Source organism: Micromonospora sp. NPDC048868 (assembly GCF_043198195.1).
Classification (GTDB): domain Bacteria; phylum Actinomycetota; class Actinomycetes; order Mycobacteriales; family Micromonosporaceae; genus Micromonospora; species Micromonospora reichwaldensis.
In genome coordinates, this window is sequence record NZ_JBICUN010000003.1 from 257,586 (window position 1) to 274,968 (window position 17,383).

General features: G+C 73.5%; 17 protein-coding genes and 1 riboswitch. Of the genes, 9 read left to right on the forward strand and 8 right to left on the reverse strand.

The genetic code is table 11. The features are described 5' to 3' along the window. Positions 1-100: 100 nt before the first annotated feature. From ACGFNF_RS06185 to pdhA, 4 genes are all read right to left on the reverse strand, one after another. Positions 101-1,750: a right-handed parallel beta-helix repeat-containing protein gene (locus tag ACGFNF_RS06185; RefSeq protein ID WP_393166382.1), complete on the reverse strand. Its 1,650-nt coding sequence runs from the start codon at positions 1,748-1,750 to the stop codon at positions 101-103. A 139-nt stretch (positions 1,751-1,889) separates the two neighbouring features. Further along, positions 1,890-3,284: a dihydrolipoamide acetyltransferase family protein gene (locus ACGFNF_RS06190; RefSeq protein WP_393166159.1), complete on the reverse strand. Its 1,395-nt coding sequence runs from the start codon at positions 3,282-3,284 to the stop codon at positions 1,890-1,892. After that, positions 3,281-4,297 carry an alpha-ketoacid dehydrogenase subunit beta gene (locus ACGFNF_RS06195; RefSeq protein WP_357576257.1) on the reverse strand — a complete coding sequence of 339 codons (1,017 nt, stop codon included), beginning with the start codon at positions 4,295-4,297 and terminating at the stop codon, positions 3,281-3,283. The genes ACGFNF_RS06190 and ACGFNF_RS06195 overlap by 4 nt, the downstream gene beginning before the upstream one ends. After that, on the reverse strand, positions 4,297-5,463 hold the full coding sequence (gene pdhA, locus ACGFNF_RS06200) for a pyruvate dehydrogenase (acetyl-transferring) E1 component subunit alpha (protein WP_357576258.1): 1,167 nt from the start codon (positions 5,461-5,463) through the stop codon (positions 4,297-4,299). The genes ACGFNF_RS06195 and pdhA overlap by 1 nt, the downstream gene beginning before the upstream one ends. 104 nt (positions 5,464-5,567) lie before the next feature. Between pdhA and ACGFNF_RS06205 the strand changes: the two genes are divergently transcribed. Then, positions 5,568-6,074, forward strand: coding sequence for an Lrp/AsnC family transcriptional regulator (locus ACGFNF_RS06205; protein ID WP_132234638.1), 507 nt, complete (start codon positions 5,568-5,570; stop codon positions 6,072-6,074). Between the two features lie 22 nt (positions 6,075-6,096). Here the strand turns inward: ACGFNF_RS06205 and ACGFNF_RS06210 are convergent, their stop codons facing one another. Both ACGFNF_RS06210 and ACGFNF_RS06215 read right to left on the reverse strand, forming a co-directional pair. Further along, positions 6,097-7,068: a DNA polymerase domain-containing protein gene (locus ACGFNF_RS06210; protein ID WP_393166162.1), complete on the reverse strand. Its 972-nt coding sequence runs from the start codon at positions 7,066-7,068 to the stop codon at positions 6,097-6,099. A 120-nt stretch (positions 7,069-7,188) separates the two neighbouring features. Further along, the gene (locus ACGFNF_RS06215) at positions 7,189-7,419 is read right to left on the reverse strand and encodes a hypothetical protein (RefSeq protein ID WP_132235041.1); all 231 of its coding nucleotides are present in this window, start codon (positions 7,417-7,419) and stop codon (positions 7,189-7,191) included. 269 nt (positions 7,420-7,688) lie between these two features. Here ACGFNF_RS06215 and ACGFNF_RS06220 point away from each other — a divergent pair, with 269 nt between their 5' ends. The 7 genes from ACGFNF_RS06220 (at position 7,689) to ACGFNF_RS06250 (ending at position 14,306) form a co-directional block, all read left to right on the forward strand. Continuing rightward, positions 7,689-8,699, forward strand: coding sequence for a sigma-70 family RNA polymerase sigma factor (locus ACGFNF_RS06220; RefSeq protein ID WP_357576260.1), 1,011 nt, complete (start codon positions 7,689-7,691; stop codon positions 8,697-8,699). Between the two features lie 110 nt (positions 8,700-8,809). After that, positions 8,810-9,529 (forward strand): DUF899 domain-containing protein, encoded by a 720-nt coding sequence (locus tag ACGFNF_RS06225; RefSeq protein WP_357576261.1) that lies wholly within the window; start codon positions 8,810-8,812, stop codon positions 9,527-9,529. Positions 9,530-9,543: 14 nt separating this feature from the next. Next, on the forward strand, positions 9,544-10,254 hold the full coding sequence (locus ACGFNF_RS06230) for an alpha/beta hydrolase (protein ID WP_393166164.1): 711 nt from the start codon (positions 9,544-9,546) through the stop codon (positions 10,252-10,254). Positions 10,255-10,474: 220 nt separating this feature from the next. Further along, the gene (locus ACGFNF_RS06235; protein ID WP_393166166.1) at positions 10,475-11,206 is read left to right on the forward strand and encodes a histidine phosphatase family protein; all 732 of its coding nucleotides are present in this window, start codon (positions 10,475-10,477) and stop codon (positions 11,204-11,206) included. After that, positions 11,190-12,059, forward strand: coding sequence for an NAD(P)H-hydrate dehydratase (locus tag ACGFNF_RS06240; RefSeq protein WP_357576264.1), 870 nt, complete (start codon positions 11,190-11,192; stop codon positions 12,057-12,059). Before ACGFNF_RS06235 ends, ACGFNF_RS06240 begins: the two co-directional genes overlap by 17 nt. A 146-nt stretch (positions 12,060-12,205) precedes the next feature. After that, a complete protein-coding gene (locus tag ACGFNF_RS06245) occupies positions 12,206-13,693 on the forward strand; it encodes a S8 family serine peptidase (RefSeq protein WP_357576265.1) in 1,488 nt (495 codons plus the stop codon). A gap of 112 nt (positions 13,694-13,805) precedes the next feature. Further along, complete coding sequence (locus ACGFNF_RS06250; RefSeq protein ID WP_132234652.1) at positions 13,806-14,306, forward strand: hemerythrin domain-containing protein; 501 nt, start codon at positions 13,806-13,808, stop codon at positions 14,304-14,306. A 42-nt stretch (positions 14,307-14,348) separates the two neighbouring features. Here ACGFNF_RS06250 and ACGFNF_RS06255 read toward each other — a convergent pair whose 3' ends face one another. Together ACGFNF_RS06255 and ACGFNF_RS06260 are read right to left on the reverse strand one after the other, a co-directional pair. Continuing rightward, complete coding sequence (locus ACGFNF_RS06255; RefSeq protein ID WP_357576266.1) at positions 14,349-15,200, reverse strand: metallophosphoesterase; 852 nt, start codon at positions 15,198-15,200, stop codon at positions 14,349-14,351. Positions 15,201-15,289: 89 nt separating this feature from the next. Further along, on the reverse strand, positions 15,290-15,550 hold the full coding sequence (locus ACGFNF_RS06260; protein ID WP_393166170.1) for a hypothetical protein: 261 nt from the start codon (positions 15,548-15,550) through the stop codon (positions 15,290-15,292). 84 nt (positions 15,551-15,634) lie between these two features. Beyond that, positions 15,635-15,724: riboswitch (ZMP/ZTP riboswitch) on the forward strand. Positions 15,725-15,741: 17 nt separating this feature from the next. On the opposite strand from ACGFNF_RS06260, the gene ACGFNF_RS06265 reads away from it, so the two are divergent. Further along, positions 15,742-17,178, forward strand: coding sequence for a glycine hydroxymethyltransferase (locus tag ACGFNF_RS06265; RefSeq protein ID WP_357576268.1), 1,437 nt, complete (start codon positions 15,742-15,744; stop codon positions 17,176-17,178). The last annotated feature ends 205 nt before the right edge of the window (positions 17,179-17,383 follow it).

Here is a 17,383-nt window from a genome sequence, read left to right on the forward strand (position 1 = left end):
AGCCGTCCCGCACCCGCGATCCGGGCGGCGAGGCGACGGGTGCGGCACGACACGACCGGCGCGCCGCCGCCGACGGGGCCGGCCGCCCGGCCGGTCGTCGTCAGCCGTGGTTGCGTTCCCACCGGCCGCCGACCGGTGGGGTGTCCAGCCGGACGGCGGAGTCCGCGTTGCCGGCGAAGTCGTTGTCCTCGACCCGGCAGTCCACGCAGCTGCCCTGCTCGGTGATCCACAGTCCGTGGTTCTGGGTGCTCGGCTCGCGGCTGTCCCAGATCCGGTTCCCCCGGATGGTGGCCGACTCGACGGCGGCGTTGATCGCGATGCCGGCCCGCACCGGCGGCCCGGCGGGCAGCTCGTACGGGGTGCCCGGCGCCGGAGTGCCTCCGCTCCATGCGCTCGGGGAGTCCGGCCGGATCGGCGCGAGGGTGAGCTCGGTGTCGTCGTTGGCCGCTACCACGGCGATGCGCTCGCCGACCCGCACCACCTTGCCCCGGTGACCGTCGTTCGGCCAGGTCGCCCGCCGGTCCACCACCGACTTCTCGGAGTACCGCACCGAGTCGCCGTGTGCGCTCGTCGCGGGCGCCCACTGCCGCCCGTTGTTCCGGATCCGGTTGGCGACCAGGAAGGCGTCGCGGACCGGACGGTCGATGCGGATGGCGTCGGCGCTGTTGCCGTAGAAGTCGTTGCTCTCGATGACGATCTCCTCGGCGACGTGCTCCTCGGACCCGCCGAGGTTGCGCTGGTGGTAGCCGTACCGGCCGTTGCCGCTGATCCGGTTGCCGCGGATCGTGTACGGACCGGGGGTGTTGCCGATGCTCACCCCGTCGCGCAGGTTGCCGTCGATCACGCAGTCGGTGAGGATGCCGCCCCGGCCGGCGGTGTGCGTGGTGCCCTTCGCCGAGACGTGGAAGCCCGCCTCCAGGTTGCCGGTCATGGTGCACGCGGAGACGATCAGGCCGTTCGCGCCCCAGTCGGAGATGCCGAAGCGGTTGCCCTGGGCGTGGCAGCCGATGATCCGTACGCCCCGTGGGCGCAGGTGGTCCGCCTCCTGCAACTCCAGGAAGATGCCGTTGGTGGCGTTGGCCACCGCGCTGCAGTTGACGATGTTGAACCGCTCGACGCTGCCCCAGCCGCCGATGCCGATGCCGATGCCCGCGCCACCCATCTCGGTGCCGTTGTCCAGCCGCCCGCACCCGGTGACCAGCACCCCGTCGATCAGGCAGTCCTGGAGGAAGTCGCAGCCCAGGCCGGTGGCGGCGGTGTGGTGGATGTACAGGTTGCGGAACACGCCGCGGACGACGTACTGGAGGCCGAGGCCCTTGGCCAGCGGGTTGTAGTCCGCGGACGCCACCTCCGAGCCGTCGATCTCGAAGTCGGCGAAGGTGCAGTCGGACAGGTTCCGGTTCCGGCTGGCGCCGTGCTGGAGGGTGGTGTAGAACGCCAGCGGCGACGGGTCGGCCCGGTTGCCGGCGTTGCTGAGCACGAAACGGGTCGCGCCCGGTCCCGCGCCCATGAGCGACACCCCGCTGCGCCACACGGTGCCCGAGTCCCGCATCGAGTAGACCCCGGGCGGGCAGTAGATGATCCGGGCCCGGCCGTCGGCGGCGTACGCGTCGCCGAGCCGGTCCACCAGCGCGGCGAGCGCCGGCTGGTCGTTGGCCGTCCCGTCGCCGACCAGGCCGTGCTCCCGGGCGTCGCAGAGCAGCGGGGCGCCGGCCACCGCGTGCCGGCGCACGCCGCCGGCGGAGGGCATGTCCGGATAGGCCACCTCGTCCTCCCCTCGGCGAGACTGCCCGGCCCGCATTCCCGGCCCGGCTGCCGGGAAACGCCTGCCGCGACGGCGACGGTCCCGGCGCCGCCGGGAGGCGGAGCCGGGGCCGTCGCGTCCGGGGTCAGACGTTGGCGATCAGCACCGCCGGCCGCTCGACGCAGTCGGCGACGTGCCGCAGGAAGCCGCCGGCCACCCCGCCGTCGCAGACCCGGTGGTCGAAGGTCAGGCTGAGCTGCGTCACCTTCCGCACGGCGAGCTGCCCGTCCACCACCCAGGGCTTGTCCACGATCCGTCCCACCCCGAGCAGCGCCGCCTCCGGGTGGTTGATGATCGGGGTGGAGCCGTCGACGCCGAAGACGCCGTAGTTGTTGAGCGTGAACGTGCCGCCGGTCAGCCGGGCCGGGGGCAGCGTGCCGGCCCGGGCGGCCGTGGTGGTCGCGGTCAGCTCGGCGGCCAGCTCGGCGGTGGTCAGCCGCTGCGCGTCCCGCAGCACCGGCACGACCAGCCCTCGGTCGGTCTGGGCGGCGATGCCCAGGTGCACCCCGGCGGACTGGACGATCCGCTGGCCCTCGGTGTCGACCCGGGCGTTGAGCTGCGGGTACCGGCGCAGCCCGGACAGGCAGATCCGGGCCAGCAGGGCCAGGATGCTCACCGGCGCGTCCGGGGTCGCCGCGTTGATCGCCGCGCGGGTCTCCAGCAGCCCGGTGGCGTCCACGTCCACCCAGATGGTCACTTCGGGAATCTCCCGCCGGCTGCGGGAGAGCTTGTCGGCGATCGCCTTGCGGATGCCGGTCAGCGGGACGACCAGGTCCTCGGCGCCGGAGACCGCCGACGCGACGGGCTCGTCCGGCACCGCGGCCAGCCGGGCAGCCGGCGTCGCCGCCTCGGCAACGGCGGCCTCCACGTCCGCCCGGCGCACCACGCCGCCGGGGCCGGTGCCGCGCAGGGCGGCCAGGTCGAGCCCGTGCTCGCGGGCCAGCCGGCGCACGATGGGCGAGATGACCAGGGGCGCCGCCGCGCCGTGCGGACGGTCGGCCGCGCCGACCGCAGTCGCCGCCGGGGCGGGCGCCGCCGGCGGTGCGGCGTGGGCGGGAGCCGCCGGGATGGGATCGGGCGCGGCCACGAGACGGGGCCGGCGACGCCGCCGCCCCGCACCGCCGTGGCCGGTGCCGTACCCGATGAGGACGTTGCCGGACCCGGCGCGCTCCTCCTCGCGGTAGGTGGCGTGCGCGGCGGGCTCGTCGCCGGCCCCGCCGTCGCCGTCGAGGGGCGCGATGGTGATCAGCGGCTGGCCGACCGGGCGGGTCTCACCCGCCGCGCCGTGCAGCGCCACGACCCGCCCGGCGTACGGGCAGGGCACGTCGACGACGGCCTTGGCGGTCTCCACCTCCACCACGCTCTGGTCCACCGTGACCACGTCGCCCACGGCGACCCGCCACTCGACGATCTCGGCCTCGCTCAGCCCCTCGCCCAGGTCGGGCAGGAGGAAGACCTGCGCCCCGTCCACGGCGGTCACGCCGCGCTCCCCCGGCTCAGCCAGCGCCCGTCGGGCTGGTCGTCCCACTGGAGGCGGGCCACCGTGTCGAGGATCCGGTCCACCGACGGCAGGTGGGTGTGCTCCAGCATCGGCGCCGGGTACGGGATGTCCAGCCCGGACACCCGCAGCACCGGGGCGTGCAGGGCGTGGAAGCAGCGCTCCTGCACCCGGGCGGCGATCTCGGCGCCCACCCCCGCGAAGCCCTGGGCCTCCTGGATCACCACGCACCGGCCGGTACGCCGGACCGAGGCGGTGACGGTCTCGTCGTCGAACGGCACGATGCTGCGCACGTCCACGACCTCCAGGTCCCAGCCCTCCTCGCGGGCGGCCTCGGCGGCCTCCAGCGCGACCGGCACCGCCGGCCCGTACGCGACGAGGGTGCCGTCGCGGCCGGGGCGACGCACGACCGCCCGGCCGATCGGCGCGGTGCTGGCCGGCAGTTCCGCCTCGGCGCTGGAGAAGTAGAGCTTCTTCGGCTCCATGAACACGACCGGGTCGGGATCGTCGATCGCCTGGCGCAGCAGCGAGTACGCGTCCTCGACCGTCGCCGGGGTGACGACCTTCAGGCCGGGGGTGTGCGCGTAGTAGGCCTCGCTGGAGTCGCAGTGGTGCTCGACGCCGCCGATGCCGCCGGCGTAGGGCACCCGGATGACGATGGGCACGCTGAGCGCGCCCCGGGTGCGGTTGCGCAGCTTCGCCACGTGCGAGGCGATCTGCTCGAACGCCGGGTACGCGAACGCGTCGAACTGCATCTCGACCACCGGGCGCAGCCCGGACATGGCCATGCCGACGGCGAAGCCGACGATGCCGGCCTCGGCGAGCGGGGTGTCGAAGCAGCGCTTGTCGCCGAAGCGGGCCTGGAGGCCGTCGGTGATCCGGAAGACGCCGCCGAGCGCCCCGACGTCCTCGCCGAAGACGACCACCCGGTCGTCGTCGAGCATCGCGTCGGCGAGCGCGGCGTTGAGCGCCTTCGCCATGGTCAGGGCGGCCATCAGCGCTCACCCTCCTCGTCCTGGGCGGCGGCCAGCTCGGCGCGGACCTGCTCGCGCTGCTCGACCAGCTGCGGGGTGGGCTCGGCGTAGACGTGCTCGAAGAGGCTCATCGGGTCGACCGTCGGCTGCGCGTTCATGCGGACGCGCAGGTCGGCGGCGTACGCCTCGGCCTCCTCGGTGACCGCCGCGACGGCGGCGTCGTCGAGCGCGCCCCGGGCCCGCAGGTACGTCTCCAGCCGGGCCACCGGGTCCCGGTCCCGCCACGCCTCGACCTCGGCGCCGTCGCGGTAGCGGCTCGCGTCGTCGGCGTTGGTGTGCGCCTCCATCCGGTAGGTGTGCGCCTCGACCAGGAACGGGCCCTTGCCGGAACGGGCGTGCTCCACCGCGCGGGTGAGCACCGCGAGCACGGCCACCGGGTCGTTGCCGTCGACCTGTTCGCTGGGCACGCCGTAGCCCACGCCCTTGTACGCCAGCGACGGCGCGGCGGTCTGCCGCGACAGCGGGACGCTGATGGCGTACCGGTTGTTCTGCACGAAGTAGACGACGGGGGCCTTGAACACGGCGGCGAAGTTGACGCCCTCGTGGAAGTCGCCCTCGCTGGTCGCCCCGTCACCGATGAACGCCAGCGCGACGGTGTCGCGCCCCTGGTACGCCTCGCCGTAGGCCAGCCCGGCGGCGTGCACGCACTGGGTCGCCAGCGGGGTGCACTGCGGGGCGGTGTGCCGCTCGGCGGGGTCGTAGCCGCAGTGCCAGTCCCCGCGCAGCAGGGTCAGCACCTCGACCGGATCGATGCCCCGGGAGACCAGGGCCATCGACTCGCGGTAGGTCGGGAAGACCCAGTCCGTGTCGCGCAGGGCGAGGACGGCGCCGACCTGGCAGGCCTCCTGCCCGCGCGAGGACGGGTAGACGGCCAGCCGGCCCTGCTTGGTCAGGGCGGTGGCCTGGACGTCGAAGCGGCGGCCGACGACCATCCGCCGGTGCATCTCGACGAGCGCCTCGACGGGCGGCTCGGGGTAGTCGGCGGGGGCGCGCAGTGGCGTGCCGGTCGGATCGAGCAGGCGGACGGGCTCGGTGGCCGGGAGCAGCGGCGTGGCCGGGTCGGGTGGGGTGGCCTTCCGACGGCTGCGCGGGGATGCCCTGCGGACCGCCTCGGGTGTGGTCGTCACGGCGGGACCTCCTGGACGTGTGGTGGGCCTATGCTCCTGCTGTCGGATGATTGACTCAAGATCCAGGACAAACGCGGGACGGATGGCATGGGACAGGCGGCGGGATGAGCCAGGAGTCCGGGGGCGCAGCGGAGCCGGTGGCCGGAACGGGACGTTCGGCGCGACCGTTGGACGACGTGGACCGGCGGATCCTCGACGAGCTGGTCCGCGACGGCCGCACGTCGGTGCGTACGCTCGCCGAGCGGATCCACATCTCCCGCACCAACGCGTACGCCCGGGTCGAGCGGCTGCTGCGCGACGGGGTGATCACCGGCTTCCGGGCCCAGGTCGCGCCCGAGGCGGCGGGGCTGGGCACCTCGGCGTACATCGCGTTGAAGATCGAACAGAACACCTGGCGGGAGGTGTCGGCGGAGCTGGCCCGGGTCCGCTACATCGAGCACGCCGCCCTGCTCGGCGGCGACCACGACGTGCTGGCCCTGGTCCGGGCGCCGGACAACGCCACCCTGCGCGACGTGGTGCTGGGCCGGGTGCAGAGCATCGCCGGCGTGCTCTCCACCCGTACCTGGCTGGTCTTCGAGGAGTTCGACGGCGAACGCAGCCCGTGGGAGTGAACCGGCGCGGCGGTCTCCCGGCTCAGCGCTCCGGTGGGGCCTCCAGCCCCTCCCGGTCGGCCAGTTCCAGCAGCGGTTCCAGGGAGAACCGCCTGTCGTCGAGGCCGGCGTGCGGATCGCCGCGCTCGGCGAACCGGGCGGGCATCGTGGTCACGGCGAAGTCCTCCGGCCGGGCGTCGTCCAGCTCCGACCAGTCCAGCGGCGCGGAGACCAACGCCTGCGGGGTGGGACGGATCGAGTACGCCGAGGCCATCGTGTGGTCCCGGGACATCTGGTTGTAGTCGACGAAGACCGGCCGGTCCCGCTGCTCCCGCCACCACGTGGTGGTGACCAGCTCCGGCAGCCGGCGCTGCATCTCCCGGCCCAGCGCCAGCACCGCCCGCCGGCAGTCGCCGAAGCTCCACCGGGGCTCGATGGAGAGATAGACGTGCAGGCCCCGCCCGCCGGTGGTCTTCGGGTAGCCGGTCAGCCCCAGCTCGGTCAGGAACGCGCGCACCTCGTGGGCCACCGGCACCACCTGGTCGAAGCCCACCCCCGGCATCGGGTCCAGGTCGATGCGCAGCTGGTCGGGCCGCTCCACGTCGGCGGCGGAGACCGGCCACGGATGGAACCGCAGCGTGCCCAGGTTGGCCGCCCAGATCACCACCGCCAGCTCGCTCGGCGCGACCTCGTCGGCCATTCGCCCGCTCGGGAAGGTGATGTGGGCGGTGCGCACCCACTCGGGCGCGCCCGCCGGCAGCCGCTTCTGGTAGAAGGCGTCGCCCCGGTTGTCCTGCCGGGTGCCGATCTTCGCCCCCTCGAACACGCCGCGCGGCCACCGCTCCAGCATGGTCGGGCGGTCCCGCAGGGCGCGCAGGACGCCGTCGCCGACGGCGAGGAAGTAGGACACCACGTCCCGCTTGGTCAGCCCGAGCTCCGGGAAGTACGGCTTGTCGGGGCTGGAGACGCGTACCAGCCGCTCCCCCACCTGGATCTCCTCGGCCGGTGTCGCCACGCCTGACACCGTAACCCGCCCGGCCGCCCGGCACGGGCCCGCGCGCCGGGGTGTAAGGAAGGGCCCCTTGTTGACGCATTGCGTCAACAAGGGGCCCTTCCCTTACACGTTCACGCGGGCTCAGCTCATCTCCTCCTGGAGGCGCACCAGGAGCATCTTCTTGCCCTGTTCGCCCGCCTTGCGGTTGTTCTCCTGGATCTTCCGGAACCAGGTGGCCAGTTCCGTGTCGCCCCGCGCGTCGGCGTCGGCGACGTAGTTCTCCAGTTGCCAGATGTGCTGCAACGACATCTGCAGCGCGTGGATCAGGTCGTAGTTCTGGTCCTTCACCGGGCTCGCCGGCTCCCTGACCATGGTGGCCACGGCGCACCTCCCCGTCTCGGTGATCGGTGGAGGCAGCGCTTACCCGGCCCGGCACCGATCACGCCCGGCCGCGGGTCCCGGCGCCTTCCGGCGGACCTGGTCGACGGCCTCGCCCGAAATCGGACGCCCCGGGGCGATGACTCCGGCGTCCGTCGATCGTCATATCTCTGGACGGCGGCACGTGATGATCGGGTGGACAGGACGGAGGACGGTTCGTGGGTGAAGGTGGCACGGAATCGGGCGGGGTCGGCGAGAGAACGGTGGGTGACGCCGTCCGGGAGGGCGACGCAGAGGCGTTCGCGGAGCTGACCGACCGGTACCGGCGGGAGTTGCAGGTGCACTGCTACCGGATGCTCGGCTCGTTCGACGACGCCGAGGACCTCGTGCAGGAGACGTTCCTGCGGGCCTGGCGCAGGCGGGAGACCTTCCAGGGCCGGTCCACGGTGCGGGCCTGGCTCTACCGGATCGCGACCAACGCCTGCCTCGACTTCCTCGACCGCCGCCACCGGCAGCCACGTCCGCTCGTCGTGCCGACGGTGTCCCGCGCCGCCAAGCCCGGCCGGACCTCGTTGCCGCAGGTGGAGGTCCCCTGGCTCCAGCCGTACCCGGACCGGTTGCTCGACCCGGCCGCGCCGTCCGACGACGAGCCGGACACCGCACTGGTGGCGAAGGAGACCATCGAGCTGGCGTTCCTCGCCGCGATCCAGCACCTGCCGTCCCGGCAGCGGGCGGTGCTCATCCTGCGCGACGTGCTCGGCTGGCCGGCGGCCGACACCGCCGCGCTGCTCGACGGCACGGTCGCCGCGGTCAACAGCGCCCTCCAGCGGGCGCGCGCCACCCTCCGGCAGCACCTGCCGCGACGACGGATGGAGTGGTCGACGGCGACCGACCCGAGCGGTGAGGAACGGGCGGTGCTCCAGCGGTACGTGGAGGCCACCGAACGCGGGGACCTGACGGCGCTGGCGGCGCTGCTGAGTGAGGACGCCCGCTTCACCATGCCACCCGAACCGACGTGGTACGAGGGACGGGCCGCGATCGTGGAGTGCTGGGCCCCCGCGCTGGTCGGATCCGCCGGCGGGAAGGACTGGTGTCACGTGCCCACCCGGGCCAACCGCCAGCCCGCCGTCGCCGGCTACCTGCGTGAGCCGGGCCGGTCCCGCTACCGGGCGCTGGGCCTCGACGTGCTCCGCGTCGAGGGTGGCGAGATCGTGGAGGTGACCGCGTTCCCGCCCCGCGTCTTTGCGGCCTTCGGGCTGCCGCTGACCCGGTGACCACGGCGGCGGCGATGAGTTCTCCGTGCCCCGACCGTCTCAACCGGGGCGGCCGGCGGTGGCGGCGCGCCGCTGACGCACCCGAGAGACAGAGGCAGGAGCGAACCAGCATGACGCAGCAAAGAGTTGTCAGCCGGGACGAGTGGGAGACGGCCCGTGCGGAGCTGCTCGTCAAGGAGAAGGAGCTGACGCGGGCACGCGACGCGTTGAGTGCCCAGCGGCGCCGGCTGCCGATGGTCCGGGTCGACAAGGAATACGTCTTCGAGTCTCCGGACGGGCCGGTGGACCTTCCGGGGCTGTTCGGCGACCGTCGTCAGCTCATCGTCCGGCACTTCATGTTCCACCCCGACTGGGACGAGGGCTGCGTCGGCTGCTCCCTACAGGTCGACAACCTCGGCCACCCGGCTCACCTGCACGCCCGGGACACCAGGCTGGTGCTGGTGTCCCGGGCACCGCTGGCCAGGATCGAGCCGTTCCGGCGGCGGATGGGGTGGACGGTTGCCTGGTTCTCGTCCTTCGGTGGGGACTTCAATCCCGACTTCGGGGCCACCAGGGGCGACGCGGAGTGCTCCGGGCTGAGCGTGTTCCTCCGCGACGGCGCGGACGTGTTCCACACCTACTCGGCCTTCTCCCGCGGCGGCGACGCGCTGATCAACACCTACAACTACCTCGACCTGACGGCGCTGGGCCGGCAGGAGGAGGAGCTGGAATACCCGCAGCAGTGGTGGCGGCACCACGACCGGTACGACGATCGGCACCACGGGACCGGGCATGGTGACCGGATGCCCGCGCGGGTCGTCGGCCACCCGACGGAACTGGAGCGGCGCTGACCATGGCGACCTACGTGTTGATTCCCCCCGCGGGCAGCGGGCCCTGGTACTGGCACCTCCTGGCGGGCCAGTTGCGGGACCGGGGGCACGACGTGGTGGCGGTCGACCTGCCGTGCGCCGACGACTCGGCGGGACTGACGGAGTACGCCGACGCCGCCGTCCGGGCCATCGGAGACCGTATGGACCTGGTCGTCGTGGCCCAGTCGTTCGGCGCGTTCACCGGCCCGCTGGTGTGCGACCGCGTCGGCGCCGAGCTGCTCGTGTTGCTGACCCCGATGGTGCCCTCGCCCGGTGAGTCGCCGGGCGAGTGGTGGGAGAACACCGGCTACGCACACGCCAGGCAGGTCCAGGCCGAGCGCGAGGGCTGGACGCCGGAGCAGGACGGGGACCCCGGCGTCATCTTCTTCCACGAGCTGCCGCCGCCGCTCATCGAGGAGGCCACGGCGCACGCCCGGGACCAGTCGGGCACGCCGTTCGGCAAGCCCTGGCCGCTCGGTGCCTGGCCCGAGGTGCCGACCCGGGCGCTGCTCTGCCGGGGGGACCGCTTCTTCCCGATCGACTTCCTGCGCCGGCTGGTGTCCGACCGGCTGGGCGTCACGCCCGACGAGATGGACGGCGGGCATCCCGTGGCCCTCAGCCGGCCGCGTGAGCTGGCCGACCGGCTGGAGGAGATCCGGCGGGAGGTCGTCGGCGTCGCCCGCGCCACGCCGACCCGCCGGCGGTGACCGGCCGCGCCGGGCGGCCGGGTTCGGGGCTGGCCGCCCGGCGCACCGTGTCGTCCGGCGTCTCGAACCGCACCGACCCGCCCCACGGAGGCCGGTGCGGACGGAACCGGTGACGGGATCGGCCGGGGCCGGTGGCGGGATCGGCCGGCCCCAGCGGGAGCGGACACTGTCGGCCAGCCGGTGCGGTTACCCGGCGCGCGCCCCGGGTAGGGGTTGCCGCATGGCGGAACTGGCGACGCTCTGGATCGTCCGGCACGGCGAGAGCACGGCGAACGTGGCGGCCACGGCGGCCGAGGCGTCCGGCGCCGAGCTGATCGACCTGACCCACCGGGACGCGGACGTGCCGCTGAGCCCCACCGGGGAGGAGCAGGCGCGGGCCACCGCGCGGTGGCTGGCAGGGCTGCCCGAGGCCCACCGGCCCGACGTGGCGGTGGTGTCGCCGTACCTGCGGGCGGTGCGGACCGCCGAGCTGGCCCTGGCCGGCACCGGGATCCCGCTCACCCGCGACGAACGGCTGCGCGACCGGGAGCTGGGCATCCTCGACGGCCTGACCGGCCAGGGGGTGCGCCAGCGGCACCCGGAGGAGGCCGCGCGCCGCGACCGGCTCGGCAAGTTCTACTACCGGCCGCCGGGCGGGGAGTCCTGGACCGACGTGGCGCTGCGCCTGCGTGCCCTCCTCGGCGACCTGCGCCGCGACCACGAGGGCCGGCGCGTGCTGCTGTTCGGCCACGACGCCCTGGTCTTCCTGACCCGGTACCTGGTGGAGGGGCTCACCGAGACGGAGCTGATGGCGCTGACCCGCGAACACGTCATCGCCAACTGCTCGATCACCGGGTGGTCCGCCGACGCCGACGGCCGGCTGGCCCCCGACGTGTTCAACGACATCGGTCACCTGCACGAGCAGGGCGCCCGGCCGACCAGGGAGGACGAGGTCCATGCCGAACCGGTCTGACACCCGGGTGATCACCCCCGGCCTGCTGCGGGACTGGGCGCTGCCCGTGCCGACCGGCGGCAAGGAGGCCCGGGGCACGGTGCTGGTGGTCGGCGGCTCGCGCTTCACCCCCGGCGCGGTGCTGCTCGCCGGGGTGGCCGCGCTGCGGGCCGGGGCCGGGGTGCTCCAGCTCGCCGCCGCCGAGTCCACCGCCGCCGCGCTGAGCATCCAGGTGCCCGAGGCGCTGGTGGTGGGCCTGCCGGAGACCGCCGACGGGGCGGTCGCGGGGCAGCCCGGCGAGCTGCTGGGCGAACTGGTGGCGGAGGCGGACGTGGTGGCCGTCGGCCCCGGCCTCAAGGACATCGACGAGACCGGCCGCCTGCTGCGCCTGGTGCTCGACGCGGCCGGTCCGCAGACGTCGCTGGTGCTCGACGCGTACGCCCTGGGGGCCCTCAGCCACGCCCCGGACCTGCTGGTCGGGCCCGGGCGGCCGGTGGTGCTCACCCCCAACCTCACCGAGGCCCGGCACCTGCTCGACCGGGAGCCCGGCGACGACCTCGACGCCGAGGCGACGGAGCTGGCCCGCCGGTACGACGCGGTGGTGTCGCTCTACGGCCACATCGCCACCCCCGACGGCCGGAGCTGGCGGGAGGAGAGCGGCGACGCCGGACTGGGCACCTCCGGCAGCGGGGACGTCCGCGCCGGGCTGCTGGCGGGCCTGCTGTCTCGGGGCGCGGAGCCGGCGCAGGCCGCGTGCTGGGCGGCGTTCGCGCACGCGGTGAGCGGTCAGCGGCTGGTTCCCCGGTACGGCCGGATCGGGTTCCTCGCCCGCGAGCTGCTCGACGAGATCCCGCACACCCTCGCCACCGTCTGACACCTTCTGTCTGCCCGAACGGCTGTGTGTAACGCCACAACAGGCTCCTACGCTGGTCCATCGGAGGCGGGCGTCCCGCCCTCCTCCCGCCGGCCGCTCCCCGCCAGGGGGCGTACCCCGGCTGGAAACAGCCCCTGGGAGTCTGTGTGAAGAACCTCCGTCGCAAGACACTGGCTGCCGCGTCCGCCGTGACGCTCGGCGTCGGCCTCGCCGTCGCCGGCGGGGTGGCCCCGGCGGCGTCGGCCGCCGGCCCGGACACCACGTTCCTGGTCCTCGCCCCGCAGGGTGCCAAGACCGACAAGGCGGCCGCCCGCGTGGCCGCCGCCAACGGCACCGTGGTGGCCAGCTACGACCAGATCGGCGTGCTCGTCGTCCGGTCGACCAACCCCGACTTCGTCACGGACGTGGCGGGCGCGGGCGTCGACTCGGTGGCGTCCACGGCCGGCCTGGGCAGCGCCCTCGACGAGGGCGAGACCCTGGAGGTCTCCGCGGCCGAGGCGGCCAACACGACCGCCGACCCGACCAAGGAGCCCCTCTTCGGTCAGCAGTGGGACATGCCGATGATCGACGTCCCGCAGGCCCACGCCGTCAACGCCGGCCGCGCCGACGTGGTGGTGGGCGTACTGGACAGCGGCATCTCGTCCAGCCACCCCGATCTGGCCACTCAGATCGCGAAGAACAAGAGCACGTCCTGCATCGGTGGCGTCACCGACACCACCGAGGCCGCCTGGAACCCGACCACCTCCGACCACGGCACCCACGTGGCCGGCACCATCGCCGCCGCCGTCAACGGCGTTGGCGTGACCGGGGTCGCCCCGGGCGTCAAGGTGGCCGCCGTCAAGGTGGTCAACGACGACGGCTACATCTACCCGGAGGCCGCGGTCTGCGGGTTCATGTGGGCCGCCGAGCAGGGCATGCAGGTGACCAACAACAGCTACTACATCGACCCGTGGCAGCTCAACTGCCGCAACGACGCGCGCCAGCGTCCGGTGTGGAAGGCGGTCCAGCGGGCCCTGCGTTACTCGCAGGGCAAGGGCGTGCTGCACGTGGCGTCCGCGGGCAACAGCAACTGGGACCTCGCCCACAAGATCACCGACACGGGCAGCCCGAACAACGGGACGCCCGAGGAGCGCGAGAACCTCACCAACTCCTGCCTCATCCTGCCGGGTGAGGCGCCGGGCGTGGTGACCGTGTCGGCGGTCGGCCCGACCGGGCAGAAGAGCTACTACTCCTCCTACGGCCAGGGTGTGGTCGAGGTGACGGCGCCGGGTGGCGACACCCGCTTCCGCACCCGGGGTGCCAGCTCGACCTCCACCGACGGCATCCTGTCCACCACCTACAACACCACCACGAAGACCAACGGCTGGGGCTTCAAGCAGGGCACCTCGATGTCCTCGCCGCACGCCGCCGGCGTGGCGGCCCTGGCCGTCTCGGCGCACCCGGGCATGGCGCCCGGTCAGCTGTCGGCCTTCCTGGGCAACACCGCCGAGGCGATCTCGTGCCCCGGCGGCGTCTACAACCCGGTGCCGCTGATCGCCGCCGGCCCGAACGCCTACGACGCGACCTGCTCCGGCGGCAAGCGCAACGGCTTCTACGGCTCCGGCATGGTCAACGCGTACAACGTGGTGCGCTGACACCACGGCACGACAGTGGCAGGGCCCGGCGGTTCACCGCCGGGCCCTGCCCGTTTTGGCTGCTCACCCCGGGGGTACGGGAGAAGTCGTCAGCCGAGCGAGGAGGTCAACGGTGTCCACCGATGCCATCGTCCTGTTGAAAGAGGACCACAAGGAGATGCGCCGCCTGTTCAAGGCGTTCCAGGATGCCGAGGAGGGTCCGGCGGCGCGCCGGCAGAAGCTGGTGAACGAGATCCTGGAAGCCCTCACGGTCCACACCTACCTCGAGAACGAGGTGATGTACCCCGAGGTCCGCAAGCTCCTGCCCGACCTGGAGGACGACATCCTCGAGTCGTACGAGGAGCACCACGTCGCCGACGTGCTCTGCGCCGAGCTGTTCACCATGGACGCCGGCGACGAGCGCTTCAACGCCAAGACCACGGTGCTGATCGAGAACGTCCTGCACCACGTCGAGGAGGAGGAGCAGGAGTGGTTCCCCAAGGTGCGCGAGGCCCTCGGTCGTAAGCAGCTCCAGGAGATCGGCGAGCGGATGATCGCGCTGCGCGCAGACGCGCCGCGCAAGCCGACGGACCCGAAGGCGATCAAGAAGTCGCTGGACGCCGTGACGGCCTGAGCGGACGGACCTCCACGGGCCCCGGTGCGCCGGGGCCCGTCGTCACGCCTGGGGCGCGGGCAGGATCCGCCGCAGCGCCGGGGGCGCGGCCCGGGGCTGCCACTCCCGCGGGTAGCCCACCGAGACCTCCTCGAAGCGCACCCCGTCGTGCCAGGTGGTACGGGGGATGTGCAGGTGGCCGTAGACCACCGCGGCGGCGTCGAAGCGCAGGTGCCAGTCGGCGGTCAACTCGGTGCCGCACCACTGGGCGAAGATCGGGTAGCGCAGCACCCGGGTCGGCTCGCGCAGCAGCGGCCAGTGGTTGACCAGCACCGTCGGCAGCCCCGGTTCCCGTTCGGCGAGCCGGCGCGCGGCCTCGGCGACGCGGGCCGCGCACCACGCCGACCGGCTCGGGTACGGGTCGGGGTGCAGCAGGAACTCGTCAGTGCACACGATCCCCGTCCGGTACGCCTCCTCCAGCGCCGCCTCCGGGGTGTCGAACCCGTCCGGGCGCCAGCTGTGGTCGTAGAGCAGGAACAGCGGCGCCACCAGCACCGGACCGCCCACCCCCCGCCACACCGGGTACGGGTCCTCCGGGGTCAGCACGCCCAGCCGCCGGCAGGCGTCCACCAGGTACGCGTAGCGCGCGGCCCCACGCAGCGCCACCGGGTCGGCGGGCGGCGTCCACAGCTCGTGGTTGCCCGGCGCCCAGACGACCTTCGCGAACCGGCGGCTGAGCAGGCCGAGGGCCCACTCCACGTCGGCCACGGTGTCGCCCACGTCCCCGGCGACCAGCAGCCAGTCCTGCGGCGACGCGGGGCGCAGCCCCTCGACCACCTCCCGGTTGCCCCGGTGACCGACGTGCAGGTCGCTGATGGCGAGCAGGCTACCGCCCTCGCCGTCCTCCCCCGCCATGCCGCTGATCCTAGGCAGCGGCGCGCCCGGCCGCGAGGCCTCCGTGCCGGCGGCGGGCCGTACGACCCGCCGCCGGGCCCCGCAAGGGGTCAGCTGCCGGAGCCCGGCTCGGCCATCCTGCGGTGCTGCGCCGCCATGAGCTTGTCCGGGACGATCCTGCCGGCGGCGGTCTGCACCTTGTTGAGCAGCGAACCCGCGGTCACCGTCTGGTCGCCCCGCAGCATCGCCGCGAAGCCCTGCCCGGCCACGGTGCGCGGATCGTCCTTGCGTCCCGAGCCGACCCGGGTGTCCGCCATCTCGGCACGGTCGAAGAACTCCGTGTCGGTCGGCCCCGGCATCAGCGAGGTCACCCCACGTCCGCACCGCCCACCCCGCCGGGGCCCGCCGCCGGGGCGAGGTGGGCCGGGAACCGCCGAGGTCGACCCGGTAGGATCGGCGCGGGCCGTGACTGGCGCGTAGGGATGGAGAACCATCGGGAAGCGGTCCCGTCATGAGGACGCATGCCGAGCGCCTGGGCCTTCCGCACGTCACTGGAGGTCGCATGTCGCTGAACGCCGAATCCACCGCCTTCCGCAGCGCCCTCGAGGTGATCCGCGCCGTCGAGCCCCGGGTGGCCGACGCCATCGGCGCCGAGCTCGCCGACCAGCGCGAGTCGCTCAAGCTCATCGCCAGCGAGAACTACGCCTCCCCCGCGACCCTGCTGACCATGGGCAACTGGTTCAGCGACAAGTACGCCGAGGGCACCGTCGGGCGCCGCTTCTACGCGGGCTGCCAGAACGTCGACACCGTCGAGGCGCTGGCCGCCGAGCACGCCCGGGAGCTGTTCGGCGCCGCCCACGCGTACGTGCAGCCGCACTCCGGCATCGACGCCAACCTGGTGGCGTTCTGGGCGATCCTGGCCGACCGGGTGGAGTCGCCGGCGCTGAAGAAGGCCCAGGTGCGGCAGGTCAACGACCTCACCGAGGCGGACTGGTTCGCGCTGCGCCGGGAGCTGGGCAACCAGCGGATGCTCGGCATGTCGCTGGACGCCGGTGGCCACCTCACCCACGGGTTCCGGCCGAACATCTCCGGCAAGATGTTCGACCAGCGCAGCTACGGCACCGACCCGGTCACCGGCCTCGTGGACTACGACAAGGTCGCCGAGGCGGCCCGCGAGTTCAAGCCGCTGATCCTGGTCGCCGGCTACTCGGCGTACCCGCGGAAGGTCAACTTCCGGATCATGCGGGAGATCGCCGACTCGGTCGGCGCCACCTTCATGGTCGACATGGCGCACTTCGCCGGCCTGGTCGCCGGAAAGGTCTTCACCGGCGACTTCGACCCGGTGCCGCACGCGCACATCGTCACCACCACCACCCACAAGTCGCTGCGCGGCCCGCGCGGCGGCATGGTGCTCTGCCAGCCCGAACTGGCCGACCAGGTCGACCGGGGCTGCCCGATGGTGCTCGGCGGCCCGCTGCCGCACGTGATGGCCGCCAAGGCCGTCGCCCTCGCCGAGGCCCGCCGCCCCGACTTCGCCGACTACGCCCAGCGGATCGTCGACAACGCGCAGGCCCTCGCCGAGGGGCTGCTGCGGCGCGGCGGCACCCTGGTCACCGGCGGCACCGACAACCACCTGGTGCTGATCGACGTCTCCGGCTACGGGCTGACCGGCCGGCAGGCCGAGCAGGCGCTGCTCGACTCGGGCATCGTCACCAACCGCAACTCCGTCCCGCAGGACCCGAACGGCGCCTGGTACACCTCCGGCATCCGGATCGGCACCCCGGCGCTGACCAGCCGGGGCCTCGGCACGGCGCAGATGGACGAGACGGCCGAGCTGATCCACACCGTGCTCAGCCAGACCAAGCCGGGCGCCAACCCGGACGGCACCCCGTCCAAGGCCAAGTACGTCCTCGACCCGGCCGTCGCCGACCGGATCGGCAAGCAGGCCAGCGACCTGCTGAGCGGCTTCCCGCTCTACCCGGCCGTCGACCTCGGCTGATCCGCGCCACCCCGACGCCCCCGCCCGGCCCCGCCGAGCGGGGTCGTCGTCGCCCCGCCCCGCCCCATCGCGGCACTGACCCGCGCGGCATCGCCCAATGCGGCGTCGATCATGTAGTTGTGGTGCCCGTTTCATCCGCCTTGATGCCGTCCTGCGGCCCACCACAACTGCATGATCGACGCGCTGGTGAGGCGAGGGGGCAGGG